Origin of the sequence: Pseudomonas sp. (assembly GCF_030698175.1) — a bacterium.
GTDB lineage: Bacteria > Pseudomonadota > Gammaproteobacteria > Pseudomonadales > Pseudomonadaceae > Aquipseudomonas.
The window spans coordinates 47,453-73,911 of record NZ_JAUYNT010000015.1 but is presented as its reverse complement, the minus strand read 5'-3'; the positions used below and the strand labels follow the sequence as shown (position 1 = coordinate 73,911).

Below are 26,459 nucleotides of genomic sequence, written 5' to 3'. Positions count from 1 at the left end.
GAGGTCCCTCTTCAGCAATTAGCAGCTGGCCGATAGTCATTGAAATGAACCCAAAGTGGCGACAAATCATCCGGGAGCGGGCGATACATGCCCAGTTCAGACCAGTCGCCAGGCGCGTGAAAATCACTGCCAACGCTGGCCATCAAGCCAAATTCACGGGCCAAAATAGCCAGACCGCCGACCTGTTCGGCCGGCTGCATGCCATTAACCACTTCCAAGGCCTGACCACCCGCCGCCTGATACTCAATAATCAGCTTGCGGCGCTTGCTGCGGGTGAAATCGTATTGCCAAGGATGGGCCAAGCTGACCCACGCGCCGGCACCACGCAGGGTGGCCACCGCTTGCGGCAAACTTGGCCAATGCTGCTTAACGTCGCCCAGCTTGCCGGAACCCAGCCATTTGCGAAACGCCTCGGCGCGATCCCGAACAAAACCGGCGCGCACCATAAACTCGGCAAAGTGCGGCCGCGCCGGGGCATTACCACTGTCGCCCAGTTCCTGCTGCACGGCGCGGGCGCCTTCCAAAGCGCCGGGCATGCCTTTCGCAGCCAGACGTTGGCTGATTTCTTCGGCGCGCAGCCAGCGGCCATCACGTAACTCGCTGATTGCTTGCAGCAAATCTGGCGCATCGAGGGCGAAGCCATAGCCGAGCACATGAATAGTCGCCCCGCCCCACAGACAAGACAGTTCCACGCCATTAATCAGCTGCATGCCCAGCGCGTCGGCCGCGTTGCGCGCCTCCGCCAAGCCTTCGAGGGTGTCGTGATCGGTCAACGCGAGCATTTGCACCCCGTGTTCGTGGGCGCGGGCAACCACCACGGCGGGCGCGAGGGCACCGTCGGAGGCGCTACTGTGACAATGCAGGTCGACGTTCATAAGGCTCTGAATGCTTTCGATTAGTTTGATGTTTGTTATTATGCCGCCTCATCCTCGTTCTGGCTGCCGTTGTGAAACAATTCATCGATTTCATCCCGCTATTGCTGTTTTTTATCGTCTTCAAGCTGGACCCACGCACCGTCGAGTTCGCCGGCCAAAGCCTGCAAATAGGCGGCATTTTTAGTGCCACGGCGGTACTGATCGCCGCGTCGGTGCTGGTCTACGGCAGTTTGTTCGCCATCCAGCGCCGGCTGGAAAAAGGCCAATGGCTGACCCTGGCCGCCTGTTTAGTGTTCGGCGGCATTACCTTGCTGCTGCACGACGAAACCTTTCTCAAACTAAAGGCCCCGGTACTTAACGGCCTGTTTGCCCTGGGCTTTGCTGGCAGCCACTGGTTTGGCGACAAACTGCTGATCGAGCGCATGATGGGCCACGCCATTAGCCTGCCGCAGGAGATCTGGCGACGGCTTAACCTGGCCTGGATCGGGTTTTTCCTGTTTGCCGGTAGCGCCAACCTGTTCGTGGCCTTTACCTTCCAGAGCATCTGGGTCGACTTTAAAGTGTTTGGCAGCCTGGCCATGACCTTAGTATTCCTGGTCGGCCAAGGCTTCTACCTGGCGCGCCATCTGCACGACGCAGACCCGGCCAACCCCACGCCCCACTCCAAGGACTGAACATGCTCTACGCCATTATCGCCACCGACGTGGCCAACTCGCTGACACAGCGCCTCGAGGCCCGACCGGCGCATTTATTTCGCCTGCAGCAACTGCAAAATGAAGGCCGCCTGGTGCTGGCCGGGCCACACCCGGCAATCGACAGCATCGATCCAGGCGCTGCGGGTTTTTCTGGCAGCCTGATAGTCGCCGAGTTCGACTCCCTCACTGCGGCGCAAACCTGGGCCGATGCCGACCCTTATCGCGCCGCCGGGGTTTACGCCTCGGTAGTGGTGAAACCCTTTAAACAGGTTTTCCCCTAAGCACTGAAAACCCCGCAATAGCTGAGCTTGAGCGATAAAAATAACAATAAATTTAAAAGGACTTCCCATGCGTACAGCCTCGCGAGCATTCCTCTCAGCCCTTGCCCTCACGGCGTTGTCGGTGCAAGCCGAAGTCACCACGGTGCCGGTCACCCGCGTGGTTAACGCCGAAGTCGCCAGCCTCAACGGGCAACTCGACCGACTGGAGCAACGCCTGGCCGAGAGTGAGCGCTTGCGCAGCGAGCTGGCCAGCCAATTAGAAAGCGGCCTCGCCGATCAAGGCAACGCCCAGCTGAGCCGTTTGAACCAAGACAATCAGCGCCTGAAACTGCAGCTCAAAGCCGCCCACGCCCAGCAACCGACCAAGCTGCTCAGCGAGCAGCAACTGTGGTTTGCCATTGGCGGCGGGGTTGCCCTGCTGGCGTTTATTCTCGGCGCCTTGGCGCGCGGCGTGCGTAAGTCGCGCCGCGACTGGATGAGTTAAATGACCGAGCTGTTGCTGATCGATGATGACTGCGAACTCTGCGAGTTATTAACCCGCTGGCTAAGCCAGGAAGGCTTTCAGGTTCGCGCCTGCCACGACGGCAATAGCGCCCATTCGGCCTTGCTGGCGGCAACCCCGGCGGCGGTCATTCTGGATGTGATGCTGCCCGACGGCAGCGGCCTGAATTTACTCAAGCAATTGCGCCGGGATTACCCACAGCTGCCGGTACTGATGCTGTCGGCCCGCGGTGAACCGCTGGACCGCATTCTGGGCCTGGAACTCGGTGCCGACGATTACCTGGCCAAACCCTGCGACCCCCGCGAGCTGACCGCCCGCCTGCGCGCCGTGCTGCGCCGCAGCGTACCAGTGGCCAGCACCGCCCTGCTGGAACTGGGTGACCTGAGTTTCAGCCAGAGCCGTGGAGTGGCCAGTATCGGCGAGCACGAGGTGGTGCTGACGCTGTCCGAAAGCCGGATTCTCGAAGCGCTGCTGCAGCATCCCGGCGAACCCGTCGACAAGCCGGCGCTGACGCAACTGGCGCTGGGCCGCAAACTCAGCCTGTACGACCGCAGCCTCGATATGCACGTCAGCAACTTACGCAAAAAACTGGGCGCCCATGCCGATGGCCGGCCACGGATTCTCGCCCTGCGCGGACGCGGCTACTACTACTGCGTCTGAGGCTTAGTCGCTGCTGCTGTTGCTGCGCAAGCCAGCAAGCGCTGACGCCGGCGTTCTTTACCGAGCCTTTACCTTAGCCTGACCGCACCTGACCTTGAGCGACCTAAACTGGGTTCATCCGGTAAATCGCCGGCAATCAATTAAGGACACCCAAAATGCGCAAGTCCCTAATCGCCCTGTTGTTCGCCGCCAGCCTACCGGCGCTTGCCCATGCCATGCCCGAAGATGGCCAGCGCCAGCATGCTGAGCGCGGCCAGCATCTATTTAAACAGTTGAACCTCGACCAGCAACAACGCATGGCAGTCGGCAAGCTGATGCGCGAACAGATGCAAGCGCGCCACAGCATCACCCAGAGTTTTCTCGATAAGCTGCCGGCCGCCGAACAAAAAGCCATGCAGGAGCAACTGGCGGCAGCCAAGGCCAAAAACGACCAAGCCATACGGGCGTTGCTCAACCCTGAGCAACAGAAGGCCTATGACGATGCGCTAAAGCAGCTGGAACAACGCCGCGCCGTCAAGGCCGAATGAGTCAGGCTAGAACAGTCGCAACTGCGCCCAGCCATCCATGCCTGAGCCTTGGACGCAGTCGTGGTTACCACTCCAACCTGTTCGCCGCTGCTTGAATTTTACCCCGGCTGCTCTGGCGCCCCTACCCTCTAAATCAAGACGAGAATCCCCTGCATGCGCAAGACCCTGATCGCCCTACTGTTCGCCGCCAGCCTGCCGGCCGTGGCCCTGGCCGCTGCTGATGAGTCGTTACCCAAACAGCTGAATCTGAGCAGCGAGCAGCGCCAAGACGTCAACAAACTGCTGCGCGAGCGGCAAGCAGGCCGCAAAGAGATCACCCAACGTTATCTGGCAAAACGGCCGGTTGATAGAAAAGCCATGAGCGACGAGCTGACGGCGGCCAAAACCAAGAACGACCAAGCCATCCGTGCCCTGCTCACACCCGAGCAACAGAAGATCTATGACGATGCGCTAAAGACGCGCCAGCAAACCGAGTAATAACACCCACCGTAAACCCCGCCCTGCGGCAGTCACCAGCGCAGGGCGCTTTGTCGATTGAGGAGTCCGTGTGCGTTCATTGTTCTGGCGCATCTTTGCCAGTTTCTGGCTGGCCTTCGCCCTGGTTGCCGGCCTGTCCCTGCTACTCGGGCGCGCGCTGAATCAGGACGCCTGGATTCTCAACCAGCATCCGGCACTCGATGGCCTGGCCGAGCACTGGGCACAACTCTATGAGCAGCGTGGCAAAGGTGCCGCACAGGCCTATCTAGAGCAGCGCAAGCAACAGTTCCAGATTGACGTGCAAGTACTCGACGACGACGGTCAGGCCTTGGTCAACGGCACCTTCTCGCGCCGCGCCGCCGCCTTCGAGGCGCGCCAGGGCGATCAGCGGCACCTGCCCTGGCGGCGCCTGACCGAGGAGTACCACAGCCCGGCCACGGGCACCAATTACCTGCTGATTTATCGCATTGCGCACCGCCAGCTGGGCACTTGGCACCGTGACAGCCTGTTCTGGCCACTCAGCGCCCTAGGCATCGCCCTGATAGTGCTGAGCCTGTTCAGCCTGCTATTGACCCAGTCCTTCACCCGCCCGTTGCAACGCCTGCGTAGCGCCGTGCATGACCTGGGGCAAACCAGCTATCAGCAAACCAGCCTGATGCAGCTGGCCAATCGCCGGGATGAGTTCGGCGTACTGGCGCAAGATTTCAATCGCATGGGCGCGCGCCTGCAGAGCCTGATCAGCAGCCAGCGCCAGCTACTGCGTGATGTCTCCCACGAACTGCGCTCACCGCTGGCCCGCCTGCGCATTGCCCTGGCTCTGGCTGAGCGCGCAGGACCCGAAGAGCGCGAGCAACTCTGGCCGCGCCTGAACCTTGAATGCGACCGTCTGGAGGCGCTCATCAGCGAAATCCTGGCCCTGGCGCGCCTGGATGCCGATCCCGGCCCCGCCGAGCCAATCGACTTGGCCGGATTACTGAGCAAGCTGCAGGACGATGCCCAGCTCAGCGCCCCCCAGCAACAGGTGCGGATACATCTGCAGAGCGGCATCAAACTGTACGGCTGGGCAGAAATACTCGAACGAGCGCTGGATAATTTACTGCGTAATGCCCTGCGTTTTAACCCAAGCGGGCAAGCTATTGAGCTGAGCGCCAGCCTGCATGGCGCACGCCTGCAACTGTGTGTGCGTGACCATGGCCCCGGCGTCAGCGCCGAGTTGCTGCCCAAGCTTGGCCAAGCGTTTTTTCGCGCGCCAGGACAAAGCAGCAGCGGTCACGGACTGGGCCTGGCCATTGCCCGGCGCGCAGCCGAACGCCACGGCGGCGCACTGAGCTTCAGTAATGCGCCCGACGGCGGCTTTATTGCCTGCCTGGAGTTGCCGCTACAACCCACGCAGGCCAACTAACACTGAAGCTCACCCCTGCCAAGCGCTAACAAAGTCTTGCGGGTCGAGCCGCGCCGGCGTGCGTAACTCTGCCTGGGGCGTGCCCAAATAGAGCATGGCAATCAGTTGTTCATCCGCCTGCAAACCCAGCCCGGCAGCGACCTGCGGGCTATAGGCCAACTCACCGGTACGCCACACCGCACCGACCCCAATGGCATGGGCGGCCAGAAGTATGCCGTGGGCGGCGCAACCGGCGGCGAGCAATTGCTCCTGCGCCGGGACCTTGAAGTGGGTGTGCAGGCGGGCGATCACCAACACCAACAGCGGCGCACGCAAGGGCATGGCGCGTGCCTTGGCCAGCGCTTCGGCACCGGCCTGCGGTTGGCTGGCCAGCAACGCGGCCACCAGCAATTCACCCAACTGCTCGCGAGCGGCGCCCTCCACGGTAATAAAGCGCCAAGGCCGTAACTGGCCATGATCGGGGGCGCGCAAGGCCGCGCGAAACAGTAATTCACGTTGCGCAGCATCCGGTGCCGGCTCGGTCAAGCGCGGCACAGAAACCCGGTTAAGCAGAGCGTCGAGCGCCTCCATCGGGCACCTCCAAAATAAAGAAACAGATTCTAGCCGATCAGGCTTGGCCATTCGCAGTAATCCACTGCCCATTCCCCATTCCGCACTCCCCACTCCCTATCTATGAACAGTAGAATGGCCGCCCGTCCTTACCCGAGCTCGAGCCGACGTCATGGCCTTGTCGACCCTGCGCATCATTGGTTTCATCCTCGGCATCTTTCTGATCACGCTGGCGATCAGCATGCTGATCCCGATGCTGACCCTGGTGATTTTTGAACGCCGCGACGACCTCAGCGCCTTTGGCTGGTCGAGCCTGATCACCGTGGTAACCGGCCTGGCCTTGGTCATTCCCGGGCGGCCCGCACATGTACATCTGCGCCCGCGCGATATGTATTTTCTGACCACCGCCAGTTGGGTGGTGGTGTGCTGTTTCGCCGCGCTGCCGATGGTGATCATTCAGCACATCAGCTACACGGATTCCTTCTTCGAGACCATGTCCGGAATTACCACCACCGGCTCCACCGTACTGACCGGGCTCGATCAGGCCTCGCCGGGCTTGCTGATTTGGCGGTCGATGCTGCACTGGCTGGGCGGCATTGGCTTTATCGGCATGGCCGTGGCGATCCTGCCGCTGCTGCGCGTCGGGGGCATGCGCCTGTTCCAGAGCGAATCCTCCGATTGGGGCGAGAAAGTCATGCCGCGCTCACACATGGCCGCCAAGTACATCCTCGGCATTTACAGCCTGCTGACCCTGCTCGGCTTTCTGGCTTTTTGGGCCGCGGGTATGACGCGCTTCGAGGCGATCAATCATTCCATGTCGATGATTTCCACCGGCGGTTTCTCCACCTCCGACAACTCCATGGCCAACTGGCAACAACCCGCGGTGCATTGGGTGGCCGTGCTGTTTATGATCCTCGGCAGCCTGCCCTTCACACTGTATGTCGCCTCGATTCGCGGCAACCGCAAGGCACTGCTGCGTGATCATCAGGTGCGCGGCTTTGTCGGTTTTTTGCTGCTGACCTGGCTGGTGTTCGGCACCTGGCTGTGGGCCAACTCGGACAACAGTTGGCTGGATGCATTTCGCATAGTCGCGGTCAACGTCACCTCGGTGGTCACCACCACCGGCGTCGCCTTGGGCGACTACACCCTGTGGGGCAGCTTTGCGGTCTTGCTGTTCTTCTACCTGACCTTCGTCGGCGGCTGCTCCGGCTCCACCGCCGGTGGCTTGAAGATCTTCCGCTTTCAGGTCGCCTATGTGCTGCTCAAGGCCAACCTGCAGCAACTGGTGCACCCGCGCGCGGTGATCAAGCAGCAATACAACAAGCACAATCTGGACGAGGACATCGTCCGTTCGCTGATTACCTTCTCGTTCTTCTTCACCGTCACCATCGGCGTGATCGCCCTGGGGCTGACGTTGATTGGTCTGGACTGGGTCACCGCGCTGACCGGCGCCGCCACCGCGGTGTGTAACGTCGGCCCCGGCCTGGGTCCGATCATCGGCCCGGCGGGCAATTTCTCGACCCTGCCGGATGCGGCCAAATGGTTACTGACCATCGGCATGCTGCTCGGCCGGCTGGAAATCCTGACGGTGCTGGTGCTCTTTACCAAAGCCTTCTGGAAGCACTGAGAACCTGTTCAATATCTGCTGCTCTTGGCCATGCGGCACAAGCGTTTAGAGCTGCGCGCGGTATTCGCCGGGCGTGCAGCCAAACCAGCGGCGGAACGCCCGAAAGAAATTGCTCGGGTCGGCAAAGCCGAGCAAGTACGCGGTTTCCAGCAGGGTCAGATTCGGCTGCGCCAGGTATTGCTCCACCAGCTCGCGGCGCGTGTCGTCAAGCAACTGCTGAAAGCTGCTGCCCTCCTCCTGCAAACGCCGTTGCAAGGTGCGCTGCGACAGGCACAAGGCCTGCGCCACGCTCTCGCGTTTAGGCTCGCCCTGAGGCAGCAAACGACACAGCACCTGACGCGCCTGATGGGTCACACGACTATCGGAAAAGCGCGCCAGATACTCGCCGGCAAAGCGATCATGCAACTGCGCCAAGGCCGCGTTGGCGGTCTGCAAGGGAATGTCCAGATCGGCCTGAGCAAACAGCAGCGCGTAATGCTCAGCGTTGAACTGCAACGGCGCCTGAAACACCTGCCGATAGGGCTCCAGGTCGGTCGGCGGATCACCCTGAAAACAAATTTGCAGCGGACTGATTGGCTTGCCCGTAATCCACCGACAAAAGGCCAGGCCATAGGCCAACGAGGCCTCGGCACTCTGCCGCGCCGGTGGCAAGCGGTCACCATGAATGCTCAGAATCAGGCCGTAGCCTTGCCCCAGCGGGCGAAAACTCAAATCCGCGCCTTCAGCAATAATCCGCTGATAACGCACCAGGCGGGTAAAGCCCTCTTTCAGCGTGCGACTGGACATCAAGGCGTAGCCGACCACATGAAAAGACGCCGGCCGCACCACCTTGGCCATGTTCAAACCAATCGCCGGATTGCCGCTCAACTCGACCGCCCGCCGCCACAAGCGGGTCATGTTGTCCTGGCTAAAGCGCGCGTCGGCATCGTCCAAGGCGGCGTAATCCAGACCCAGCGCAGCAAACACACTGCGGCAATCGACACCGCCCATTTCCAATGCCTGGACTATCCCCAAAGCCCAGCTCGAGGAGGTGGTACGTTCGCTCATGCAGCCTCTTCTCTCGGAGTAAATGATGATCAACGCGCGTTAAATTGGCGATGCAAGGATACTAAACTGGCACTCAATGTCACTGACCGAACAGGCCAGCCAACCTACACTGCAAGGACAATAATTACCGGAGTTTTACCATGGCCCACGATAGCAGCGAACGCTTTAGCAGCTTTGCCGAGTTCTATCCCTACTACCTGCAAGAGCACAGCAATGACATTTGCCGACGCCTGCATTACGTCGGCAGTCTGTTGGTATTGGGCATTCTCGGCTATGCCATCAGCCAGCAGCAATGGAGCCTGCTGTGGTTAGTGCCCGTCGCCGGTTATGGTTTTGCCTGGGTGGGTCATTTTGTTTTTGAAAAAAACAAACCCGCCACTTTTAAGTACCCGTTATATAGCCTGCTGGGCGATTGGGTCATGCTTAAAGATGCCTTCACCGGGCGAATTCGCTTTTAAATCAACGCACCAAGGCCGCGCAGCGGTTGCCGCCCGCCATTTAGCGGCCCGGCTTGGCTGGCAGGCCTTTAGATGCGTATTATCTGCCCCCAGAAAGCCTAGGGGGCTGGTCAGACTCCTAGCAGATCACCCCGTCGCCCAGAAGAGGTGACATCTAACTGCAGGTAGCGCTGATCCATCATGAAAGTTGCCCAGCCCGAACGCCGCAATAACCTGCCGACGCCACCGGTGCGCGAATACTACTCACGCGCGCTGGCTTATATTGCCGCCGCTGCAAGCATCGCGGCGGGTTATTACGGCCAGTATTTTGCCAATGACACCCTCTGGATCATCCCTTACGCGCTGCTCTACCCGCACCTGGCGCACCAGATCAGCACCCGCTTCAAACACAGCCACACCCAGCAAACCTTTCTAGCGCTGCTGTTTATCGATGCCTTGCATACCGGTGCCTTCACCGCTCTGATGGGCTTTGCGGTAGTGCCGAGCCTGATGATCCTGCTGATTCTAAGCTTCAGTGCGCTTATCAATGGCGGGCTTAGGCCGCTGGCCCTGGGCTTGCTGGTGGCGGTCAGCGGCGCGGTGCTGACCAGTGCGCTGATCGACTTTCACTTCAAAGGCAACAGCCCAGTAGCCTTGTCGGTGGTCAGCGTGCTGTTTTGCGCCCTGTACATCTGCATCACCGCCTACTTCGTGCATGAGCAGGGCATCAATTTGGCGGTGGCGCGCCGTGAGATCAAACTCGAGCAGGAGAAAGCTGCACGACTGGCGCGCAACCTGGCCAAATACCTGTCGCCACAGGTCTGGGAGTTAATTTTCAGCGGCAAAAAAAGTGTGCGCCTGGAGACCCAGCGCAAGAAACTCACGGTATTTTTCTCCGACATCAAAGGCTTCACCGAGCTGGCCGAAGAGCTGGAAGCCGAGGCACTCACCGACCTGCTCAACACCTACCTCAATGAGATGTCCAAGCTGGTGCTCAAGTACGGCGGCACCATCGACAAGTTCGTCGGCGATTGCGTGATGGTGTTCTTCGGTGATCCGACCTCCCAAGGGGCGAAAAAAGATGCGGTGGCCGCGGTGTCGATGGCCATTACCATGCGCAAACACATGAAGGTACTGCGTCAACAGTGGCGCGCCCAGGGCATCACCAAACCGCTGGAAATCCGCATGGGCTTGAATACCGGCTACTGCACTGTGGGCAACTTCGGCGCCGACACGCGCATGGACTACACCATCATCGGTCGCGAAGTGAACCTGGCCAGCCGCCTGGAAAGCTCAGCAGAGTCTGGTGAGATTTTAATTTCCCACGAGACCTACTCGCTGGTTAAAGACGTGATCATGTGCCGCGACAAAGGGCAGATCACCGTCAAAGGCTTCACCCGCCCGGTACAGATTTATCAAGTGGTGGATTTTCGCCGAGACCTCGGCGCCACCTCCAGTTATCTGGAGCATGAGCTACCGGGTTTTTCCATGTACCTAGACACCAACGGCATCCAGAACTACGACAAGGAGCGGGTGATTCTGGCGCTGAACCTGGCCGCCGAAAAACTGCGCGACAAAGTCATAGTCTAAGCCGCACCCCTCAGCGGTTAGCAGCCTTTAGCGCTCAGCCAGCAGCGCGCCCTCAGTACACGCCTGCGCGTAAGACTCACCATCAAGCAAACACTGCTGGGCCAAAAACTCCTGCGCCGAGGCGCTCCAAGAGTGTTGCCGGGCGTGCTCGGCGCAGCCCTCGCGGCTCAACTGCAGCGCCTCTAAACAGGCCGCTTGCAGATCGCCCGCCAACACGCCGGTGACGCCTGGCACTAACACATCCAAGGGTCCGGCCACCGGAAACGCCGCCACCGGGGTGCCGCAGGCCAGCGCTTCGAGCATGACCAGCCCATAGGTGTCGGTCAGCGAGGGGAAGACCAAGACACTGGCCGCACCGTAGGCCTGCGCCAACGCCTGGCCATGCAAGTAGCCGAGAAACTGCGCCTGCGGATACGCCGCCGCCAACGCCTGCCGCTGCGGGCCGTCGCCAACCAGGCGCTTTACGCCGGGCAGTTGCAGGGCAAGAAAAGCCTCGATATTTTTCTCCGCAGCCAGGCGCCCGACATAGAGAAAAACCGGCTGCGGTGGCGCTTCGCGCAGCGGCTGCGGATAAAACAGTCGGTTATCGACGCCCTTGCGCCACAGCTGCAAGTGGCTAAAACCCCAGCTGGCAAACTCGGCACGCATCCGTTCGGTGCTGACCAACACCGCCTGACTCGGCCGATGGAACGCCCGCAGCCAGGCATAGCCCCACGACAACGGCAACCACGGCCAGCGACTGGTGAGATATTCGGGGAAACGGGTATGAATCGCCGTAGTAAACGCCAGTTGACGCTTGCGCAACCACCACCGGGCCGTCCAGCCTAGCGGCCCTTCGGTGGCCAGGTGCACCATATCCGGGGCGAAGTCGCGAATCGCCGGGCCCACCCGCCAGAGATTCCACACCAAAGAAATCTCCGGGTACGTCGGGCAAGGCAGCGCGCGGAAATCCGCTGGCGACAGTACCTTCACCTGATGCCCAAGGCCGCGCAGCTCGGCGAGCAACGCCTGCAGGCTGGTGACCACACCGTTTACTTGTGGAGTCCAGGCATCGGTGACGATCAGTACCCTCATAGCACCGGCTCAGCGTTAGCCGGCTGTACGGCAGCTTCAGCGACCTTAGTGGCGGCCAGCGTGGCCAGGCGGGCCTGATCGTCGGCCAGTCGATAGAGTTCGATGGAGCCGTCCAAGTGCTCGATCAAGGCCGTGCAGGACTCGACCCAGTCGCCGCAGTTGAGGTATTCGACCTCTCCCATCTGGCGGATCTCGGCATGGTGAATATGCCCGCAAACCACCCCGTTAAAACCACGTTTCTGGCACTCGTGGGCGATGGCTTGTTCAAAGTCGCTGATGAAGTTCACCGCCGACTTGACCTTGTGTTTCAAATACGCCGACAGCGACCAATAGCCGTAGCCATAGCGCTGGCGCCAATGGTTAAGCCAGCGATTGAGGGTCAGGCTGAGCTCGTAGGCCGAGTCGCCAAGAAACGCCAGCCAACGGTGATAACGGGTGATCACATCAAACTGATCGCCATGAATCACCAGCAAGCGTCGGCCATCGGCGGTGACATGTTCAGCCTCATCGACCAGTTGGATATTGCCGAGGATTAACTTGGAGTAACGGCGCAGGAACTCATCATGGTTGCCGGTGACATAAATCACCTCAGTGCCGCGCTTGCTCATGGTCAACAAACGCCGCAGCACGTTGGTGTGCGCCTGGGGCCAGTAGATACCGCTGCGCAGCCGCCAGCCATCGATGATGTCGCCGACTAAATAGACCTTGTCGGTGTGGTAACGCTTGAGAAAGGCGGCCAAGTGCTCGGCCTGGCAATCGCGGGTACCGAGATGGACATCCGACACCCACAGAGTGCGAACACGTTGCTTACGGGTTGGTCGGGCAAGCTGGGCATTGCTCATTGGCGGCCTCCGGCGGGGTTTCCCCGAGCTTGCGCAGGCCTGATGAAATAACGATGACGGTTACACGACCAAACAATGACAGCACCGCCGGCCACCACCGCAGGTAAACTGGGCGCTTCAGCCAAGGACACTGCCATGCGCTCGATACTTTCCCTGCGCCACTACCGTGATGACCTGATCGCCCACAGTCACGAGCACGCGCAACTGGTCTTTGGCCTCAGCGGCCAATTGCAGATCGAGGTCAACGGCCATGCCAGCCAGGTCGTGCGCCACTCATTGGTGGTGGTTCCCGGCGCGACGGCGCACGCCTCCGACAGCCCGAGCGGCAGCCACTGCCTGGTTCTCGATGTGCCCTGCAGCGCCTGGCTCGAGCAACACCTCGGCGCCCACGCGGACAACAGTCGCCGCCTGCTGGAACAGTGCGCCACCCTGGCCCTCAGCCCACGCCAGCATCAGTTAGTCGACTGGCTGGCGAGTAGCCCGATCAATGACCCGGTGATCGCCCAGCAAGGCGCCGCCCTGCTATTGGCCAGCCTGGCCAGCGAAGCACCGGCGCCTGGCGAGCCCCGGGGTCTACCACTGGCGGCACTGACGGCCTACATCGACCAGCACCTCGCCCACCCGCTGCAGGTTGCCGACTTGGCGCGCCTCAGCGGTTTGTCCTGCGCGCGCCTGCACATACGGTTTCTTGCGCAAACCGCACAAACGCCGATGGAGTTCGTGCGCAACCGCCGTCTGCAACAAGCTCTGCAATTACTGCGCAGCACCAGCCTGGCCGTCGGCGAGATTGCCACCCGGGTCGGCTACAACTCGCAGAGCGCCTTTACTGCGGCCCTGGCCAGGCACAGCGGCCACACTCCACGCAAACTGCGCCGCGAGTTGCACGACAAAAAACGCTAGTTGCGCGACAGACGCCCCAGCAGCACAGCTCTAGACTGCCCCCCGTATAGTGCATAACAGGGGGAGAGCTTGATGCAGACCATCGAGTGGCAGGATTTCGAACGGGTCGAGCTGCGCGTAGGGACCATCCTCAGCGCCAGCAACAACCAAAAGGCACGCAAGCCGGCTTATGTCCTGGAGATCGACCTGGGGCCACTGGGCATCAAGACCTCCAGCGCGCAAATCACCGCCCTGTACCGCAACGCACAGCTGATTGGCAGACAGGTACTGTGCGTGTGCAACTTCGCGCCCAAGTCGATTGCCGGGGTGCTTTCGCAGGTGCTGGTAACCGGGGTGTATGACGCCGAAAACCGCGTGGTCCTGGCCAGCTTCGAGCATCCGCTGGCCAATGGTAGTCGCCTCGCATGAAGCAAGGATCGCCCATGACGCAGCGCTCAGCCATCGGCGCTCTGCACTGCGCCGTACTGCTCTTCGGCCTGACCGGCGTGCTGGGTAAACTGGCCGACAGCAGCCCGGCGATTATCGTCTTCGGCCGCGCAGCCTTTGCCGTACTGGCCCTGAGCCTGTGCGCCGGGCTGCTTGGCCGAGTGAGCTGGCAACCACTGAACCACGCCAACTGCTACCGCCTGACACTCGGTGGCCTGCTGCTGGCAGGCCACTGGATGAGTTTCTTTATCGCCGTAAATGGCGCTGGGGTGGCGATTGCCACCTTGGGCTTTGCCAGCTTCCCGGCGTTCACCGTGCTCCTCGAAGGGCTGATCTTCCGTGAGCGGATTCGCCACAGCGAGATTGGCCTGATCGCCCTGGTCAGCCTCGGCCTGTTGCTGGTGACGCCCGACTTCGACCTGGCCAGCACCGCTACCAGTGGACTGCTCTGGGCGGTACTCTCGGGCTTGCTGTTTGCCCTGCTGTCGCTGGTCAACCGCAGCGGCGTCGGCAAGCTCACGCCGGCACAGGCAGCGCTGGGACAAAACCTACTGGTGACGTGCTGTTTGCTGCCTTTCGCCGCGCCCGGCTTACCCGATTTGCCGGCACTCAGTTGGCTATGGCTGGCCCTGCTCGGGGTGTTCTGTACGGCCGTGGGCCACTGGCTGTTCGTCGCCAGCCTGAGCGCACTCAAAGCGCGCACCGCGGCAGTCGCTTTTGCCCTGGAGCCGGTATATGGCATCAGCTTCGCCTGGCTGATCTTCGCCCAGGCGCCCAGTCTGCGTATGCTCGTCGGCGCGGCGCTGATCATGCTGGCCATTCTGCTGTCCGTGCTGCGCCCGGCCCATTCGGCCCGGCCTAGCGCCGCCGTGCAGGAATAAACCTGGGCTCAACTGGCCGGCGGTGTAACCCGATCGTTGTGGCCCAGGTCGCGCAGTGGGTCGATTAGGTCGCGCAGCCGCTGCTTGAGCTCCTTGGCTTCCGGGAAGCCGCCATCGGCCTTGCGCTCCCAGAGCTGCACACCATTGCAGGTGATGCGAAAGGTGCCGCCGGTGGCAGGCTCCAGGCTGACGCGGGCCAAATCATCGCTGAAGCTGCTGAGCAACTCCTGCGCCAGCCAGGCCGCGCGCAATAGCCACTGACATTGGGTGCAGTAGGTAATCACCACTTCGGCTTTTTCTTGTTTCATTGTTCAGGCTCCGACTTTGGGGCTGGCGATATTAGCGGGCTTAGACCAGCAGCGGCAGCTTTGGCCAAGGCAAAAACAACAACGCCGCAGTGTTTAGACTGCGGCGTTGGGTATTAGCGGGGCAAATTAAGCGATTTTTGCCAGCAACTCACGGGCCTCTTGCTGCTGCTGCGCATCACCATCGCAGATAACCTCGTTGAGAATGCTGCACGCGCTGCCCAAGTTGCCCTGGGCGATATAGGCCAGCGCCTTGTTCAACTTAACCAGGTTCTCCCGGTTGGTGGCCAAGTGTTCGAGGCTGGCCAGAACCGGTTTATTCATACGTTTAAGTGACTCGCCGGCAAAGGCATCGACAAATTCCTCTTCGAGGATCTCGTCATGTGCATCGCTGTCCGACGGCCAGTTAGCAAAGGGACTCAAAGCGTCTTGCTCCAGCTGCACTTCGCTCACCTCAGGTAGATGCTGCAGGTCCGAGCGAAACGCCGGATCATTGGCCACCGGCGCCAGCGCCGCCGCTTTGCTGCGCGCAGTGGCGGCAGGTTTGAAGGGGCTAAGCAAATCCCAGTCGGCGTCCAGGGACAAATCCTCCAGGTTCAACTGAAAATCATCCAAGACTTCAGACCTTGGCACTGCGCCTTCTAACGCTGGCTCGTCGAGTATTAACACAACGTCATCCAAGACAATTTCTGGCTCAGACACCAGCACATGGGCATAGCGTACCCAGAGTTGATCCAACTGTACGGGGTCAGCCCCCTGTTGCCGCAACACCGCCTCCTCCTGGGTAAAGCCTGCGCTATCACCCAACTCGCCAAGCACCTCAAGCATGCGCAGGCGCAACTCGGTGCGCTGTGGCTGGGCCTCGACGCCCTTACGCAAAATGCCTAATGCCTCACTAAAACGCCCATAGGCAATGTAAATATTGGCGCCTTCCAGCGGATCTGCCGTAGCGGTTACCGGCCGAGTTACCCTAGCGGCGACAGGCTTGCTTGGCGGCAGCGGTTCAGACTCAAGCTCAGGTTCAAGCTCTGCGGCAAAGACTGGCTCCAGCGCAACCGTCGGCAACTCAACCGCAGGCTCAGGCACAACAACCGGCGCCGGCTCGATTACGGTGGCGTCAGGCAACGGGCGGCCACGACCGCGCCAGATGATTGCGCCAAGCAAAGCCAACAACAGACTTGAGCCACCCAGCAACCACGCCAAGAGCGTCGTATTAGAGCCATCTCCAGCTACCGGAGCGGAAGTCAGCACCGCGGTGTTGGCGGCCGCCGTCGTCAATGGCTGCGCCGGGATTGCGGGCAATGCTTGTTCACGATTAGTCGCAAGGTCGGCGCGGAGCAATTCAAGCTGCTGATCTTTACCCTGCATTTGCTCTTGCAGCGCGCTCAGCTGCGCCTGCAACGCGAGCATCGAGGCCTGCATCTGACGGTTTTCCTTAGCGCGGGCAGCCAGCTCCAGCGCTAGCCGTTTTTCTACCTGGGCCAGTGCAGCATCGGCATTGCTAGTCTGTTGGACGGGGTTAAGGGGCAAGCTGCTGGCCGTTGCTGTGCTGTTGGCATTTGCCACATTGGGCTCGACGCTCGGCGCCACTGACGGTTTAGTCGCCACAGTCGCAGCGGCAATGCTGTCCGGCAGTAGCAAGTCGGCATCCAACTTCAACCGGTTGCGGTCACCGCCAATAAAGGCCTGGGGATTTAAGCCCTGAATATCCGCCATCAACGTCGGTACTGATGGCTGGCCGGCCTCGCTATGCAGGCGCTGGGCGATCAGCCATAAGCTATCCCCCGCCACCACCCGATAGCGATTGCCCTGAGTCGCAACCGGCGCAGGTTTGGCGCGCTGCGGTGGGCGCTGCGGGGCCTCCCGTGGTGCCGCGTATGCCGGCAGTTGCGCCACGGCGCGGTAGGCAGAAGAACCCGGCGGGTCGATCAAGACGGTGTATTCACGCAACAGCTGGCCATTGGGCCGGGCCACCTCAACTACAAAATTCAGATAAGGCTCGCGGATCGGCTTGTTCGAAGTCACCCGGATAATGCTTTGGGCGCCTTTAAACAGCGGGGTAAAGCGCAAATCGTTAAGGAAAAAGATCCGCTCGACACCGGAGCGCTGAAAATCCGCTTCTGAGGCCAGCCGCACCCGCACGTCATCGGCACTTAAGTCGCCGACCTCCAGCAGTTGAATATCGGCCTCCAGCGGTTCATTGAGCGCTGAATGCAAGCTAATAGCGCCGAGCCCCAAGGCCGGCACCAACCCGGAATACAACGCTGAACTCGAAGCCAGGGTTAACAGCAGCTTGTGCACACGAGCCATATGACCTCCGAGGTTTTCTCCAGCTCGAACACCGCGCTCAACTAGCGCCCCAGAGAGCTAACTGGTGGCGATGGCAGCGGTGCCAGTGGCTTGCCTTACGGACAATAACCCGCAGTAAAACAAAGTGACCGGCAAGTCATCCTGCCTACAGATTAGTCATAGTTTTGCTTGCATGCACAATGGCGCTCCTCACGCGCCACGGACCATCCTCGAGTACCTAACTGACGGCTGAATGCCCGGAGCCTTTCAGCGCCGAGCCCCGCACAGGGTGCTCAGCGGCGCCTACCACTTCACATACTGGTCTTCGACAAAACCCCAGAGATTGTCGATCTGCACTGCTGGGCGCCCAAGCGGGCGCAGCACGCCAGTAAAACGGCCGAATATTTGTTTGAAGTTACTCGCCATGATGCCCAGGTTCATCCGTTCCTCATGCAAACCATGGGCGACAAAGTGCAGCTCGACCTGGCCGTCAGCCGAGTTAATCGTCCAGGGTTTAAGTGGCTGATCTTGATCAAACTCAAAGCGCGCGGTGTCGACCTTAATCAGCTCGCCATCGAGCCAATAGCAGTTTTCGGTAAAGCTGGTTTCATTCACCCCGCAGGACAGGTTCAACCCCACCCGTTGCGCCCCCGCCTGCCCCGACAGACAAGCCCAGTTCCAATGGGTTTCCGGGCGCATATAACCGGCCGACCAGTCGTGGTGGGCAAAGGCCTCGATCGCCTGCAGGTCAAAATCGCCCAAGGCGCTCTGCACCGAACCACTGCAACGCACACCGGCGACTTTTTGCGCGTAGACCCAGCCATTAACCGCCGTCGGCGTACACAGGTGCATGGGCTGAAAGGCCGGCTCGGCCTCGGAGAAGCTGGCCTCGATGCGCGTGCCGTCATCCAGTTCAACCAGCAGGTGCTTTTGCTTGGACACGGCGCAGTTCTCCAGCCGCAGCAGGTTACGTCCTTGGCGTAGCTCGCAGATGCCGTCATCGGGGTTTTGCGAAAACTGACTGCCAAAGCCCAGTGGCAACTTGAATTGGCGCTCGATCATCCTCCCGGAAGCTGGGTGAAACAGATAGACAAAGCCAATCCCGGCCAAGCTTAAATTGGCCAGCGCACAGCCACCGATCAACTGATCACTGATCAGGCCAAAATACTGAAACTGGTGAAAACGCCGCCATTTGGCTAACGCCCCCAACGGATTGCCCATGGGTGAACGAAAGTCAAAGTCGCGGTAGTTAATCTGCTTGGGCGCGGCCTTGAAGATGCCGTAATGCGGTTGGCCATTGGCCTGAATCAGCTGATCCATCTGCGTGTGCTCCGGGCGAAGATAGCCGCGATGCTAGCACCGCCGGCCCGCCACGCCAGTCACCCATGACGCCAAAGCCTGGGGCAAAATCAGCCAGAAAACCTGTCGAGCGACTACTTAGCAGGTCGTTGAAAAACGTAGCGAGCGACGGCCAGGGCCGCACCCGTTCCCTACGGGCAGCGGCATTCCCCACATCCATGTGGGTCACAAGGCGAAACAGCCGCAACGAAGCGAAGCGCAGTAACAGCCAAAGGCTGGCCCGCAGGGCGAGCGAAGTGAGTCAAAAGCGCAGTGTACGAGCTGTACATGAGCATTTGATTCGCTTCGCTCACCCCTTCGGGGCCGCGCTAAAGCGCGTTCAACGCTGCGCTTTTGTGAGGCTGATTTCAACGCCGCATGGCCTAGCGCAGTAGTTTTTCAACGGCCTGCTAGCTAACGACTCTATTACGTCCCTGGCTCTTGGCTTGATACAGCGCCTTGTCGGCCTGCTCATAGAGCTGGCCCAAGGCCCCGCCTTGCGCGGGCTGCAGGCAGGCGACGCCAATCGACAGGGTGACCACCCCTGCGGTCTCGGAGCCGGCATGGGCAATGCGTAAATGCTCAAGGGCTGCGCGCAACTGCTCGGCGCGCTGGTGCGCCTCGCCTGGGCTGATGTCGTAGAGCAGCACCGCAAATTCTTCACCGCCCAGCCGCACCGACATGTCCAGTGGCCGGCGACCGGCACCCGCCAAGAGTTGCCCGACCTGTTGCAATACCGCATCGCCACCTTGGTGGCCGTACCTGTCGTTGTAGAGTTTGAAGTGGTCGATGTCGCAGATCAGCATGGCCAGGCTGACGTCTTCGCGCTGGGCCAAACGCCACAGACGCTCCAGCTGACGGTTAAAACTACGCCGGTTGTGCAAGCCGGTCAGGCTGTCATGGTCGGCCAGCACCCGCATTAAGCGACTGATCAGAAAATGCTCGCGCGATTTGTACTCCAGCAAGTAACAACCGACGATGCCAATCAGGTTACCGAACAGCAAAAACAGCAAGTTATTCAGCAACAACGGCGTCGAGATGCCAACCATCAACTCAAACAACAGATAACCGCTGAGCATCAGCAGCGGGCTAATGATCGCCTCACTCAAACGCAAGCCGACCAAAAAATAGCCGGCCATGCACACCAGCAGCAGTCCCTCATAGGGGTAATGGGGATCAACCCGATGGGCAATGGCAATCACCGCCGAGGCGCCCAAGCCCAGGGCAGAAATACAGGCAATAGACAGCGGATTTAACAGCTGAGTGTATTTACGCTGCACCAGCAAAAAAGCACAGACCAACAAAAACACCAGCACCAAGGCGCGCACCGCCAACATCCACCAGCGCTCTTGGCTGTGGATCAGCAGTTGGTCAACGGCCGCAAAGGCACACCACAGCACGATCGCGCCAATCAGTGCGGTGCGCTGTAATTCAAAGCGGTCGTCACGGACGAAATCCAGATACTCCGACTCCAACGGCGCGCTGAAGCGTAAACGCCGAAAGCCTACCGCCAGTTGATCGGCGTAAGTGTTGGAGCCAACATCATCGAGCCACTCGTGTTGTTGCGCCATCCTCAACCCTCCGCAAGCAAAACCGTGCGAACTATAGCTTTAGGTTAAGAGTGCCACATTTACGCCATAGCAAAGTGCCAGTTTTCTGACTAAAACCAGCAGCCGTTGCGCCTCAAGCTTAAGCCTCGAACTCCGCCTGCAACGCTGCGCGCACGCAATAGAGCACACCATCGCTGGCCCGCCCGTGAAACTGCTCAGCCAAGGCCGATACCGCCGGCAACTCGCCTTCGCCATCGAGGAAAGCCTCCTGGATTTCACCGAGCAAGGCCTCGGGAACATCCAGCGCTTGCTCCAGACTCAGCTGCTGACGACCAATGGCCTCGGCCAGCAGGCTGTAGACGTTTTTTTCCGAGCAGTTGAGCTGGCGGGCGATCTGCGTCGGCGTCATCCCGGCACAGGCGAGGCTGACCAACTCATGGCGCAAATCCGCCACCACCCGTGGCGCCTCGGCGGTGCCCTGCAGCACCTCGAGAAAGGCCTGACCATAGCGCTCCAGCTTGCGCGCCCCGACGCCGCCGACCTGCGCCATCTCACTGAGGGAGCCGGGTTTGCTACGGAGCATTTCCAGCAGGGTGGAGTCGGGGAAAATCACATAGGGCGGCACCCCATGCTCTTGCGCCAGGTTACGCCGCAAGGTGCGCAGCGCCTCCCATTGCTCACGCTCCTCAGTGCGCACCAGCTGGCTGGCATTGCTGGCGCCGCCGCTTTTGCTGCTTTGTGCAGGTTTCAGGTCGCGGCGCAGTTGCAGTTGCTGCTCACCGCGCAACAGCGGCCGGCAACTGTCGCTCAGGCGCAGGCCGCCGTAACCCTCCAGGTCGACATCGGCCAAGCCACGGGCCACCAACTGGCGAAACAGTGAGCGCCACTCGCCCTCACTCAGCGCCTTGCCCAGGCCAAACACCGACAGATGCTGGTGACCGTGACTGCGCACCTTGTCGTTGTCGCGGCCCAGCAGCAAGTCAATCAGATGACCGACGCCGTAACGCTGGCCACTGCGAAAAATCGCCGACAAGGCCTGGCGGGCCGGCTCGGTGGCATCCCAGGTCTGCACGCCATCGACACAGTTGTCGCAGTGGCCGCAGGGCTTGGGCATGTCCTCATCAAAATAGGCCAGCAAGGCTTGCCGGCGGCAGTGAATCTGCTCGCACAGCGCCAGCATGGCGTCGAGTTTGTGCTGCTCCAGGCGCTTGTGGCGCTCGTCGCCATCGGAGTTATTCAGCATCTGCTTGAGCATCAGCACATCTTGCAGGCCGTAGGCCATCCAGGCATCGGCCGGCAAGCCATCACGCCCGGCCCGGCCAGTCTCCTGGTAATAGGCTTCCAGGGATTTGGGCAAATCCAGGTGCGCGACAAAGCGCACGTTGGGCTTGTCGATGCCCATGCCGAAGGCGATGGTGGCGACCATGATCAGCCCTTCCTCATTGAGGAAGCGCTTCTGATGATAGGCGCGTAAATCGCTCGGCAAGCCTGCGTGATAAGGCAAGGCCGGGAAGCCTTGGGCCGAGAGAAACGCCGCCACTTCGTCAACTTTCTTGCGCGACAGGCAATAGACGATGCCGGCATCGCCGCGCCGCTCAGCCAAAAAGCCGAGCAGCTGCTTGCGCGGCTGTTCTTTGGGCACGATGCGGTAAAAAATATTCGGCCGGTCGAAGCTGGCCAAAAATCGCTCGGCGTTTTCCAGATGCAGGCGCTGGACGATTTCTTCGCGGGTGCGCATGTCCGCCGTGGCGGTCAGGGCGATGCGCGGCACATTCGGGAACAGCTCGGCCAGTTGCCCCAATTGCAGGTATTCAGGGCGGAAATCATGCCCCCATTGCGACACACAGTGCGCCTCGTCGATGGCAAACAGGGCGATCTCCAGGCTCTGCAAAAACGCCAACATGCGCGGCTGCACCAGGCGCTCGGGGGCCAGATAGAGCATCTTGATCTCGCCGCGGCGAATCTTGTCGGCGATCTCGCGCTGCTCGGCCGCGTTTAGCGTCGAATTTAGCGCCGCCGCCGCCACACCCAACTCATCGAGGGTCGAGACCTGATCGTCCATCAGCGCGATCAAGGGCGAAACCACCACCGCCAGACCTTCGCGCAGCAGCGCCGGCACCTGAAAACACAACGACTTGCCACCGCCAGTGGGCATCAGCACCAGGGCATCGCCACCCGCTGCCACGCGCTCAATAATCGCCTGCTGGCGACCACGGAATTGGTCGTAACCAAAGACGTCTTTGAGAATGCGTTTAGCCTGCACCAGCATAGAAACTCCAAGTCTTAACGCAGCGCCCCATTGCTGAGCCCCACGCAGAGCAGGCAATGCCAAGCAAAAGCGCTTAGCATTGCCATAAATCGGCCATTATACGCAAGCTAAGGAGCTAAACGCCCGCCCCTATCAGCGTCTGTTTTGCCGCCAGCACCGCACTAGACTAGACTTGTCCTTCGCTTATTCTTTCAAGGTAGCCCCAGATGTCATTCGCTGAGCAATTGAACCGCCTGCAAGCCTTTCTCGACGCTGACGAATTGCACGATGAGGCGCTCGACTATGTGGCTGCCCACGGTTTCCTGACCGCGCTGTCGATCTGCACCGAACAACCGGATGAGCGTGAATGGATTGACGCTTTGTTCTCCGAGCCACCGCACTATCGCAGCGAAGAAGAGCGCGTCGACATCGAGGCCACCTTAATCCAGCTCAAATCCCATATCGCCCGCCAACTGGCCAGCGATGACGAGCCGGAAATCCCTTGCGAGCTGGACCTTGGCGATGAGCCAGACGATTCGGATCTGCGCGGCTGGTGCATCGGCTTTATGGAAGGGGTGTTTCTGCGCGAAGCCGCCTGGTTTGAAGACGCCGAAGACGAAGTGAGCGAGTTGCTGCTGCCGATCATGGCGGTCTCCGGCCTGTTCGACGACCAGCCCGAGTTCAGCGACATCGCCCGCGATCGCAACATGATTGATGACATGGTCGAGCAGATCCCGGAGTTGCTCACCGCGTTGTTTTTGCTCTGCAACGCCCCCGATGAAAAGCCGGCACTGCTAAAGCCGCGTCACCACTAAACGCGATACAGCCATGCCCAGTTTGCGCATCCATCCCCACGCGGGCGTTCGCTACGCGTTGTTGCTGCTGGGCTGGTTGAGCGTAGTACTGGGCGTAATCGGCATATTTCTGCCGATGCTCCCGACCACGCCCTTCCTGCTACTGGCCGCCGCGTGCTTTATGCGCAGTTCGGCGCGCTTTTATAACTGGCTGGTGCAGCATTCCCGGCTTGGCCCGTGGATTCACGACTATTTGGATGGCCGCGGTATACCGCGGCGCGCCAAGGTCTACGCTATCAGCTTGATGTGGGCCAGTATCGCCCTCTCCTGCTATCTGGTACCACTTATCTGGGCCAGAGCATTTATGCTGATGAGTGCAATACTGGTAACGCTGTACATCCTGCGGCAAAAAAACCTGCCGCAGCGCACCTCTCCTCAATAATCTGCTGACATATGAGCGATGAATGCAGACATGCACACGCGAGTAAGCAGCCCCACGCTATATCGCCGCGCACGCGCCTGGCTCAGGCCCGCGCTACTGGCATGCCTGCTTGCTTGCGTCGCCATCAGTTATGCCGACTGGAACTTTGATCTAATCATCCGCAACGCCGAAAAGCGCTATGGCAACATCGGCAATGCCAAAGTTCGCATCGAAGGTTGGGACGCGCTAATCAACAGCAGTCTCAATGATGAGGAAAGCGCGCAACTGCAGGCCGTTAACCGCTTCTTTAATCGGCAGTTGCGCTTTGTTGATGACAACCAAAACTGGCGGCAAAACGATTACTGGGCCACCCCCATCGAAGCCCTGGTTAAGGGCGCCGGCGATTGTGAAGACTACGCCATCGGCAAATATTTCACCCTGCGCCGCCTGGGCGTACCCAGTGAAAAACTGCGCATCACCTATGTTAAAGCCCTCAACTACAACCAGGCACATATGGTGCTGACCTACTACAGCAGCCCCAGCGCCATACCTTTGGTGCTCGACAACCTGATTGGCGAGATCCGTCCGGCCTCACAACGCAAAGACCTACTACCGGTTTACGCCTTCAACGCCGAGGGCTTGTACCTGCCCGGCGCAGCAAGCGGCAAGCGCGCCAGCGACAGTAAGAAACTCTCACGCTGGCAAGATCTACTGAAAAAAATGCGCGAAGAAGGTTTCGCCATTGGCGAGGGTTAGGAGAGCTCAATGTCATTACTCAAACAGTTGTTCTTAGCGATCTGCCTGTTTTTGCTGGTAGCCTTCACCGGCAGTTTTATTGCCGGGGTCGAAAGCTCACGCGAGCAGCTGATCAGCCAGTTGCGCTCCCATGCCCAAGACGCCGCTACCGCGCTGGGGTTGTCGATGACCCCTCACGTTGACGATCCGGCGATGCTCGAACTAATGGTCAGTTCGGTGTTTGATAGCGGCTACTTTGCCAGTATCCGGGTGGTGCGCATTCCCAATGACGAGGTAATAGTCGAGCGCAGCAACAGCGACTCCAGCGAGCAGCAAGTACCCGACTGGTTCGTCAACCTGGTCGATCTACGCGCCCAAGGTGGCGATGCCCTGATCATGCGCGGCTGGGAGCAAGCCGCCCGCGTCGAAGTACAAAGCCACCCGCAATTTGCCCTGGCCAAGCTGTGGGACAGCGCGATTGGCAGCCTGGTCTGGCTGCTGATTTGCGGAGTGGTTAGCGCCCTGCTCGGCGGCTGGCTGCTACGCACACAGCTGCGGCCGCTGGATAACATGGTCGATCAGGCCGAAGCCATTAGTCGCCGCGAATTCCTCTCGGTACAGCAGATTCCGCGCACGCCAGAACTCAAACGGGTAGTGCTGGCGATGAACCAGATGGTGCAAAAGCTCAAAACACTGTTCAGCGAAGAGGCCGCCCGCAGTGAAAAACTGCGCATTGAAGCTTACCAGGACAACCTGACCGGCCTGGCTAATCGCCGCTTGCTGGATATTCGTTTGGCCGAGCAATTAATGGTCTGCGAACATAATGCCGCCGGCTATTTGCTGTTTATCCGCCTGGCGGATTTAGCCGGGCTCAACCAAAAGCTTGGTGGGCAGAAAACCGACGCCCTGATCAAAGCCATGGGCGAGGTCTGCAAGCAACAACTGGAGAGTCCCAACCGCAGCGAATGGCTGGGTTCACGCAGCCGTGCCGGTGAATTCACCTTGGTCGCACCGGGTCTGACTGGCGAGGCGGCCGACCAATTGGCCCGTGAGTTGGCCACTGCAGTAGATAACCTCGCAGAAGCCCGCGCGAGTGGCATGTCGCCGCTGGCCTTCATTGGCATCGGCGCTTTTAGCCCAGGCGATCAGGCCGGTGCAGTCTTCGCTCGCACCGACCTGGCGCTGACCCAAGCCCAAGGCACGCCCGGCAAAATCTGGGCGCGACTCGATGATGGTGCCAGCCAGAATGGCAACAGCCTGCTGGACTGGCGCGGCTGGATCGACGCGGCGCTTGCACAAAGCAAGCTCAAATTATTCTTCCAGCCGGTTGCCAGCTGTGCCGACACCGGCAAAATCCTGCACCAGAAAGTGCTCGCCCGCCTGATTGACCCACAGGGCGAGGCGATTGCTGCCGGTCAATTCTTGCCCTGGATCGAGCGCCTCGGCTGGTCGGCGCGACTGGATATCGCCATGTTGGAAAGCAGCCTCAAGCACCTGAGCCAGCACCCACAACCGCTGGCCCTGAGCCTCTCCGGGCAAACCCTGCGCGATGCTGACAGCCAGGCCCGAGTGCTGCAGATTTTGCGCAACAACCCAAGGCAAGATGGCCTGCTGACCCTGGAGTTGGATGAGCGCTATCTGCCCGCGGCCGCGCAACTGGAGCAGCTCAGTCAAGCCGTGCGGGCGGCGGGTTACAAGCTTGGCGTGCAACACTTCGGCGGTAACTTCAGCTTGATCGGCAACCTCACCAATCTTGGCCTGGCGTACCTGAAAATCGACGGCAGCTACATCCGCGCGATCGATCAGGAAGCCGACAAACACAGCTTTATTGAAGCCATCTACCGCGCAACCAACAGCATCGACATGCCGCTGATTGCCGAAATGGTCGAAACCGAGGCTGAGCTGACTGCCCTCAAAGAGATCGGCATACAAGGCGCCATGGGCCGCTTGATTGGCGCACCAGCGCCGTGGCGTGAGTAATTAGCGG

The 26,459-nt window shown here is 60.3% G+C and carries 27 protein-coding genes; 17 read left to right on the top strand and 10 right to left on the bottom strand.

Features of this window, described 5'->3' with window-relative positions; translation table 11 throughout:
* Positions 1-11: 11 nt before the first annotated feature.
* A complete protein-coding gene (locus Q8R10_RS06955; protein ID WP_305652294.1) occupies positions 12-875 on the bottom strand; it encodes a PHP domain-containing protein in 864 nt (287 codons plus the stop codon).
* Between the two features lie 71 nt (positions 876-946).
* On the opposite strand from Q8R10_RS06955, the gene Q8R10_RS06950 reads away from it, so the two are divergent.
* The 7 genes from Q8R10_RS06950 to Q8R10_RS06920 all read left to right on the top strand — a co-directional run bounded on the left by Q8R10_RS06950 (position 947) and on the right by Q8R10_RS06920 (position 5,419).
* Complete coding sequence (locus tag Q8R10_RS06950; RefSeq protein ID WP_305652292.1) at positions 947-1,549, top strand: septation protein A; 603 nt, start codon at positions 947-949, stop codon at positions 1,547-1,549.
* Positions 1,550-1,551: 2 nt separating this feature from the next.
* Complete coding sequence (locus Q8R10_RS06945) at positions 1,552-1,851, top strand: YciI family protein (RefSeq protein WP_305652290.1); 300 nt, start codon at positions 1,552-1,554, stop codon at positions 1,849-1,851.
* A 67-nt stretch (positions 1,852-1,918) separates the two neighbouring features.
* Positions 1,919-2,335 (top strand): hypothetical protein, encoded by a 417-nt coding sequence (locus Q8R10_RS06940; protein WP_305652288.1) that lies wholly within the window; start codon positions 1,919-1,921, stop codon positions 2,333-2,335.
* Positions 2,336-3,013 carry a response regulator transcription factor gene (locus tag Q8R10_RS06935; RefSeq protein ID WP_305652286.1) on the top strand — a complete coding sequence of 226 codons (678 nt, stop codon included), beginning with the start codon at positions 2,336-2,338 and terminating at the stop codon, positions 3,011-3,013.
* A gap of 155 nt (positions 3,014-3,168) precedes the next feature.
* Positions 3,169-3,540 (top strand): LTXXQ domain protein, encoded by a 372-nt coding sequence (locus tag Q8R10_RS06930; protein ID WP_305652284.1) that lies wholly within the window; start codon positions 3,169-3,171, stop codon positions 3,538-3,540.
* 153 nt (positions 3,541-3,693) lie between these two features.
* Positions 3,694-4,017: an LTXXQ domain protein gene (locus tag Q8R10_RS06925; RefSeq protein ID WP_305652282.1), complete on the top strand. Its 324-nt coding sequence runs from the start codon at positions 3,694-3,696 to the stop codon at positions 4,015-4,017.
* Positions 4,018-4,087: 70 nt separating this feature from the next.
* A complete protein-coding gene (locus tag Q8R10_RS06920; protein WP_305652281.1) occupies positions 4,088-5,419 on the top strand; it encodes a HAMP domain-containing sensor histidine kinase in 1,332 nt (443 codons plus the stop codon).
* A 9-nt stretch (positions 5,420-5,428) separates the two neighbouring features.
* Here the strand turns inward: Q8R10_RS06920 and Q8R10_RS06915 are convergent, their stop codons facing one another.
* A complete protein-coding gene (locus Q8R10_RS06915; RefSeq protein WP_305652280.1) occupies positions 5,429-5,989 on the bottom strand; it encodes a nitroreductase in 561 nt (186 codons plus the stop codon).
* Positions 5,990-6,140: 151 nt separating this feature from the next.
* Between Q8R10_RS06915 and Q8R10_RS06910 the strand changes: the two genes are divergently transcribed.
* Complete coding sequence (locus tag Q8R10_RS06910) at positions 6,141-7,595, top strand: TrkH family potassium uptake protein (protein ID WP_305652278.1); 1,455 nt, start codon at positions 6,141-6,143, stop codon at positions 7,593-7,595.
* Positions 7,596-7,640: 45 nt separating this feature from the next.
* Here the strand turns inward: Q8R10_RS06910 and Q8R10_RS06905 are convergent, their stop codons facing one another.
* Positions 7,641-8,642 (bottom strand): AraC family transcriptional regulator, encoded by a 1,002-nt coding sequence (locus Q8R10_RS06905; protein WP_305652276.1) that lies wholly within the window; start codon positions 8,640-8,642, stop codon positions 7,641-7,643.
* Positions 8,643-8,782: 140 nt separating this feature from the next.
* On the opposite strand from Q8R10_RS06905, the gene Q8R10_RS06900 reads away from it, so the two are divergent.
* Together Q8R10_RS06900 and Q8R10_RS06895 are read left to right on the top strand one after the other, a co-directional pair.
* Complete coding sequence (locus Q8R10_RS06900; RefSeq protein ID WP_305652275.1) at positions 8,783-9,100, top strand: Mpo1-like protein; 318 nt, start codon at positions 8,783-8,785, stop codon at positions 9,098-9,100.
* Positions 9,101-9,280: 180 nt separating this feature from the next.
* Positions 9,281-10,669, top strand: a complete 1,389-nt coding sequence (locus Q8R10_RS06895; protein ID WP_305652274.1) for an adenylate/guanylate cyclase domain-containing protein — start codon at positions 9,281-9,283, stop codon at positions 10,667-10,669.
* Positions 10,670-10,696: 27 nt separating this feature from the next.
* Here Q8R10_RS06895 and Q8R10_RS06890 read toward each other — a convergent pair whose 3' ends face one another.
* A complete protein-coding gene (locus Q8R10_RS06890; protein ID WP_305652273.1) occupies positions 10,697-11,743 on the bottom strand; it encodes a glycosyltransferase family 1 protein in 1,047 nt (348 codons plus the stop codon).
* Entirely contained in the window at positions 11,740-12,585 is an 846-nt protein-coding gene (locus Q8R10_RS06885) for a UDP-2,3-diacylglucosamine diphosphatase (RefSeq protein WP_305652272.1), read from the bottom strand. Before Q8R10_RS06885 ends, Q8R10_RS06890 begins: the two co-directional genes overlap by 4 nt.
* Positions 12,586-12,720: 135 nt before the next feature.
* On the opposite strand from Q8R10_RS06885, the gene Q8R10_RS06880 reads away from it, so the two are divergent.
* The 3 genes from Q8R10_RS06880 to Q8R10_RS06870 all read left to right on the top strand — a co-directional run bounded on the left by Q8R10_RS06880 (position 12,721) and on the right by Q8R10_RS06870 (position 14,792).
* Positions 12,721-13,485, top strand: a complete 765-nt coding sequence (locus tag Q8R10_RS06880; protein ID WP_305652271.1) for an AraC family transcriptional regulator — start codon at positions 12,721-12,723, stop codon at positions 13,483-13,485.
* A 72-nt stretch (positions 13,486-13,557) separates the two neighbouring features.
* Positions 13,558-13,893 (top strand): tRNA-binding protein, encoded by a 336-nt coding sequence (locus Q8R10_RS06875; RefSeq protein ID WP_305652269.1) that lies wholly within the window; start codon positions 13,558-13,560, stop codon positions 13,891-13,893.
* A gap of 14 nt (positions 13,894-13,907) precedes the next feature.
* The gene (locus tag Q8R10_RS06870) at positions 13,908-14,792 is read left to right on the top strand and encodes a DMT family transporter (protein WP_305652267.1); all 885 of its coding nucleotides are present in this window, start codon (positions 13,908-13,910) and stop codon (positions 14,790-14,792) included.
* Between the two features lie 8 nt (positions 14,793-14,800).
* Here Q8R10_RS06870 and Q8R10_RS06865 read toward each other — a convergent pair whose 3' ends face one another.
* The 5 genes from Q8R10_RS06865 to recQ all read right to left on the bottom strand — a co-directional run bounded on the left by Q8R10_RS06865 (position 14,801) and on the right by recQ (position 22,543).
* Positions 14,801-15,100 carry a SelT/SelW/SelH family protein gene (locus Q8R10_RS06865; RefSeq protein ID WP_305652265.1) on the bottom strand — a complete coding sequence of 100 codons (300 nt, stop codon included), beginning with the start codon at positions 15,098-15,100 and terminating at the stop codon, positions 14,801-14,803.
* Positions 15,101-15,226: 126 nt separating this feature from the next.
* The gene (locus tag Q8R10_RS06860) at positions 15,227-17,407 is read right to left on the bottom strand and encodes a FimV/HubP family polar landmark protein (RefSeq protein WP_305652263.1); all 2,181 of its coding nucleotides are present in this window, start codon (positions 17,405-17,407) and stop codon (positions 15,227-15,229) included.
* 282 nt (positions 17,408-17,689) lie between these two features.
* Positions 17,690-18,706 (bottom strand): DUF2804 domain-containing protein, encoded by a 1,017-nt coding sequence (locus Q8R10_RS06855; protein WP_305652261.1) that lies wholly within the window; start codon positions 18,704-18,706, stop codon positions 17,690-17,692.
* Between the two features lie 428 nt (positions 18,707-19,134).
* Positions 19,135-20,295: a diguanylate cyclase gene (locus tag Q8R10_RS06850; protein ID WP_305652259.1), complete on the bottom strand. Its 1,161-nt coding sequence runs from the start codon at positions 20,293-20,295 to the stop codon at positions 19,135-19,137.
* Positions 20,296-20,413: 118 nt separating this feature from the next.
* Complete coding sequence (gene recQ, locus Q8R10_RS06845) at positions 20,414-22,543, bottom strand: DNA helicase RecQ (RefSeq protein WP_305652257.1); 2,130 nt, start codon at positions 22,541-22,543, stop codon at positions 20,414-20,416.
* A 206-nt stretch (positions 22,544-22,749) separates the two neighbouring features.
* Here recQ and Q8R10_RS06840 point away from each other — a divergent pair, with 206 nt between their 5' ends.
* The 4 genes from Q8R10_RS06840 to lapD are packed head-to-tail and all read left to right on the top strand — an operon-like array spanning position 22,750 to position 26,452.
* Entirely contained in the window at positions 22,750-23,337 is a 588-nt protein-coding gene (locus tag Q8R10_RS06840; RefSeq protein WP_305652256.1) for a YecA family protein, read from the top strand.
* Between the two features lie 13 nt (positions 23,338-23,350).
* Positions 23,351-23,758, top strand: coding sequence for a YbaN family protein (locus tag Q8R10_RS06835; protein WP_305652255.1), 408 nt, complete (start codon positions 23,351-23,353; stop codon positions 23,756-23,758).
* A gap of 30 nt (positions 23,759-23,788) precedes the next feature.
* The gene (gene lapG / locus Q8R10_RS06830) at positions 23,789-24,493 is read left to right on the top strand and encodes a cysteine protease LapG (RefSeq protein ID WP_305652253.1); all 705 of its coding nucleotides are present in this window, start codon (positions 23,789-23,791) and stop codon (positions 24,491-24,493) included.
* 9 nt (positions 24,494-24,502) lie between these two features.
* Positions 24,503-26,452 carry a cyclic di-GMP receptor LapD gene (gene lapD / locus Q8R10_RS06825; protein ID WP_305652251.1) on the top strand — a complete coding sequence of 650 codons (1,950 nt, stop codon included), beginning with the start codon at positions 24,503-24,505 and terminating at the stop codon, positions 26,450-26,452.
* Positions 26,453-26,459 lie beyond the last annotated feature (7 nt).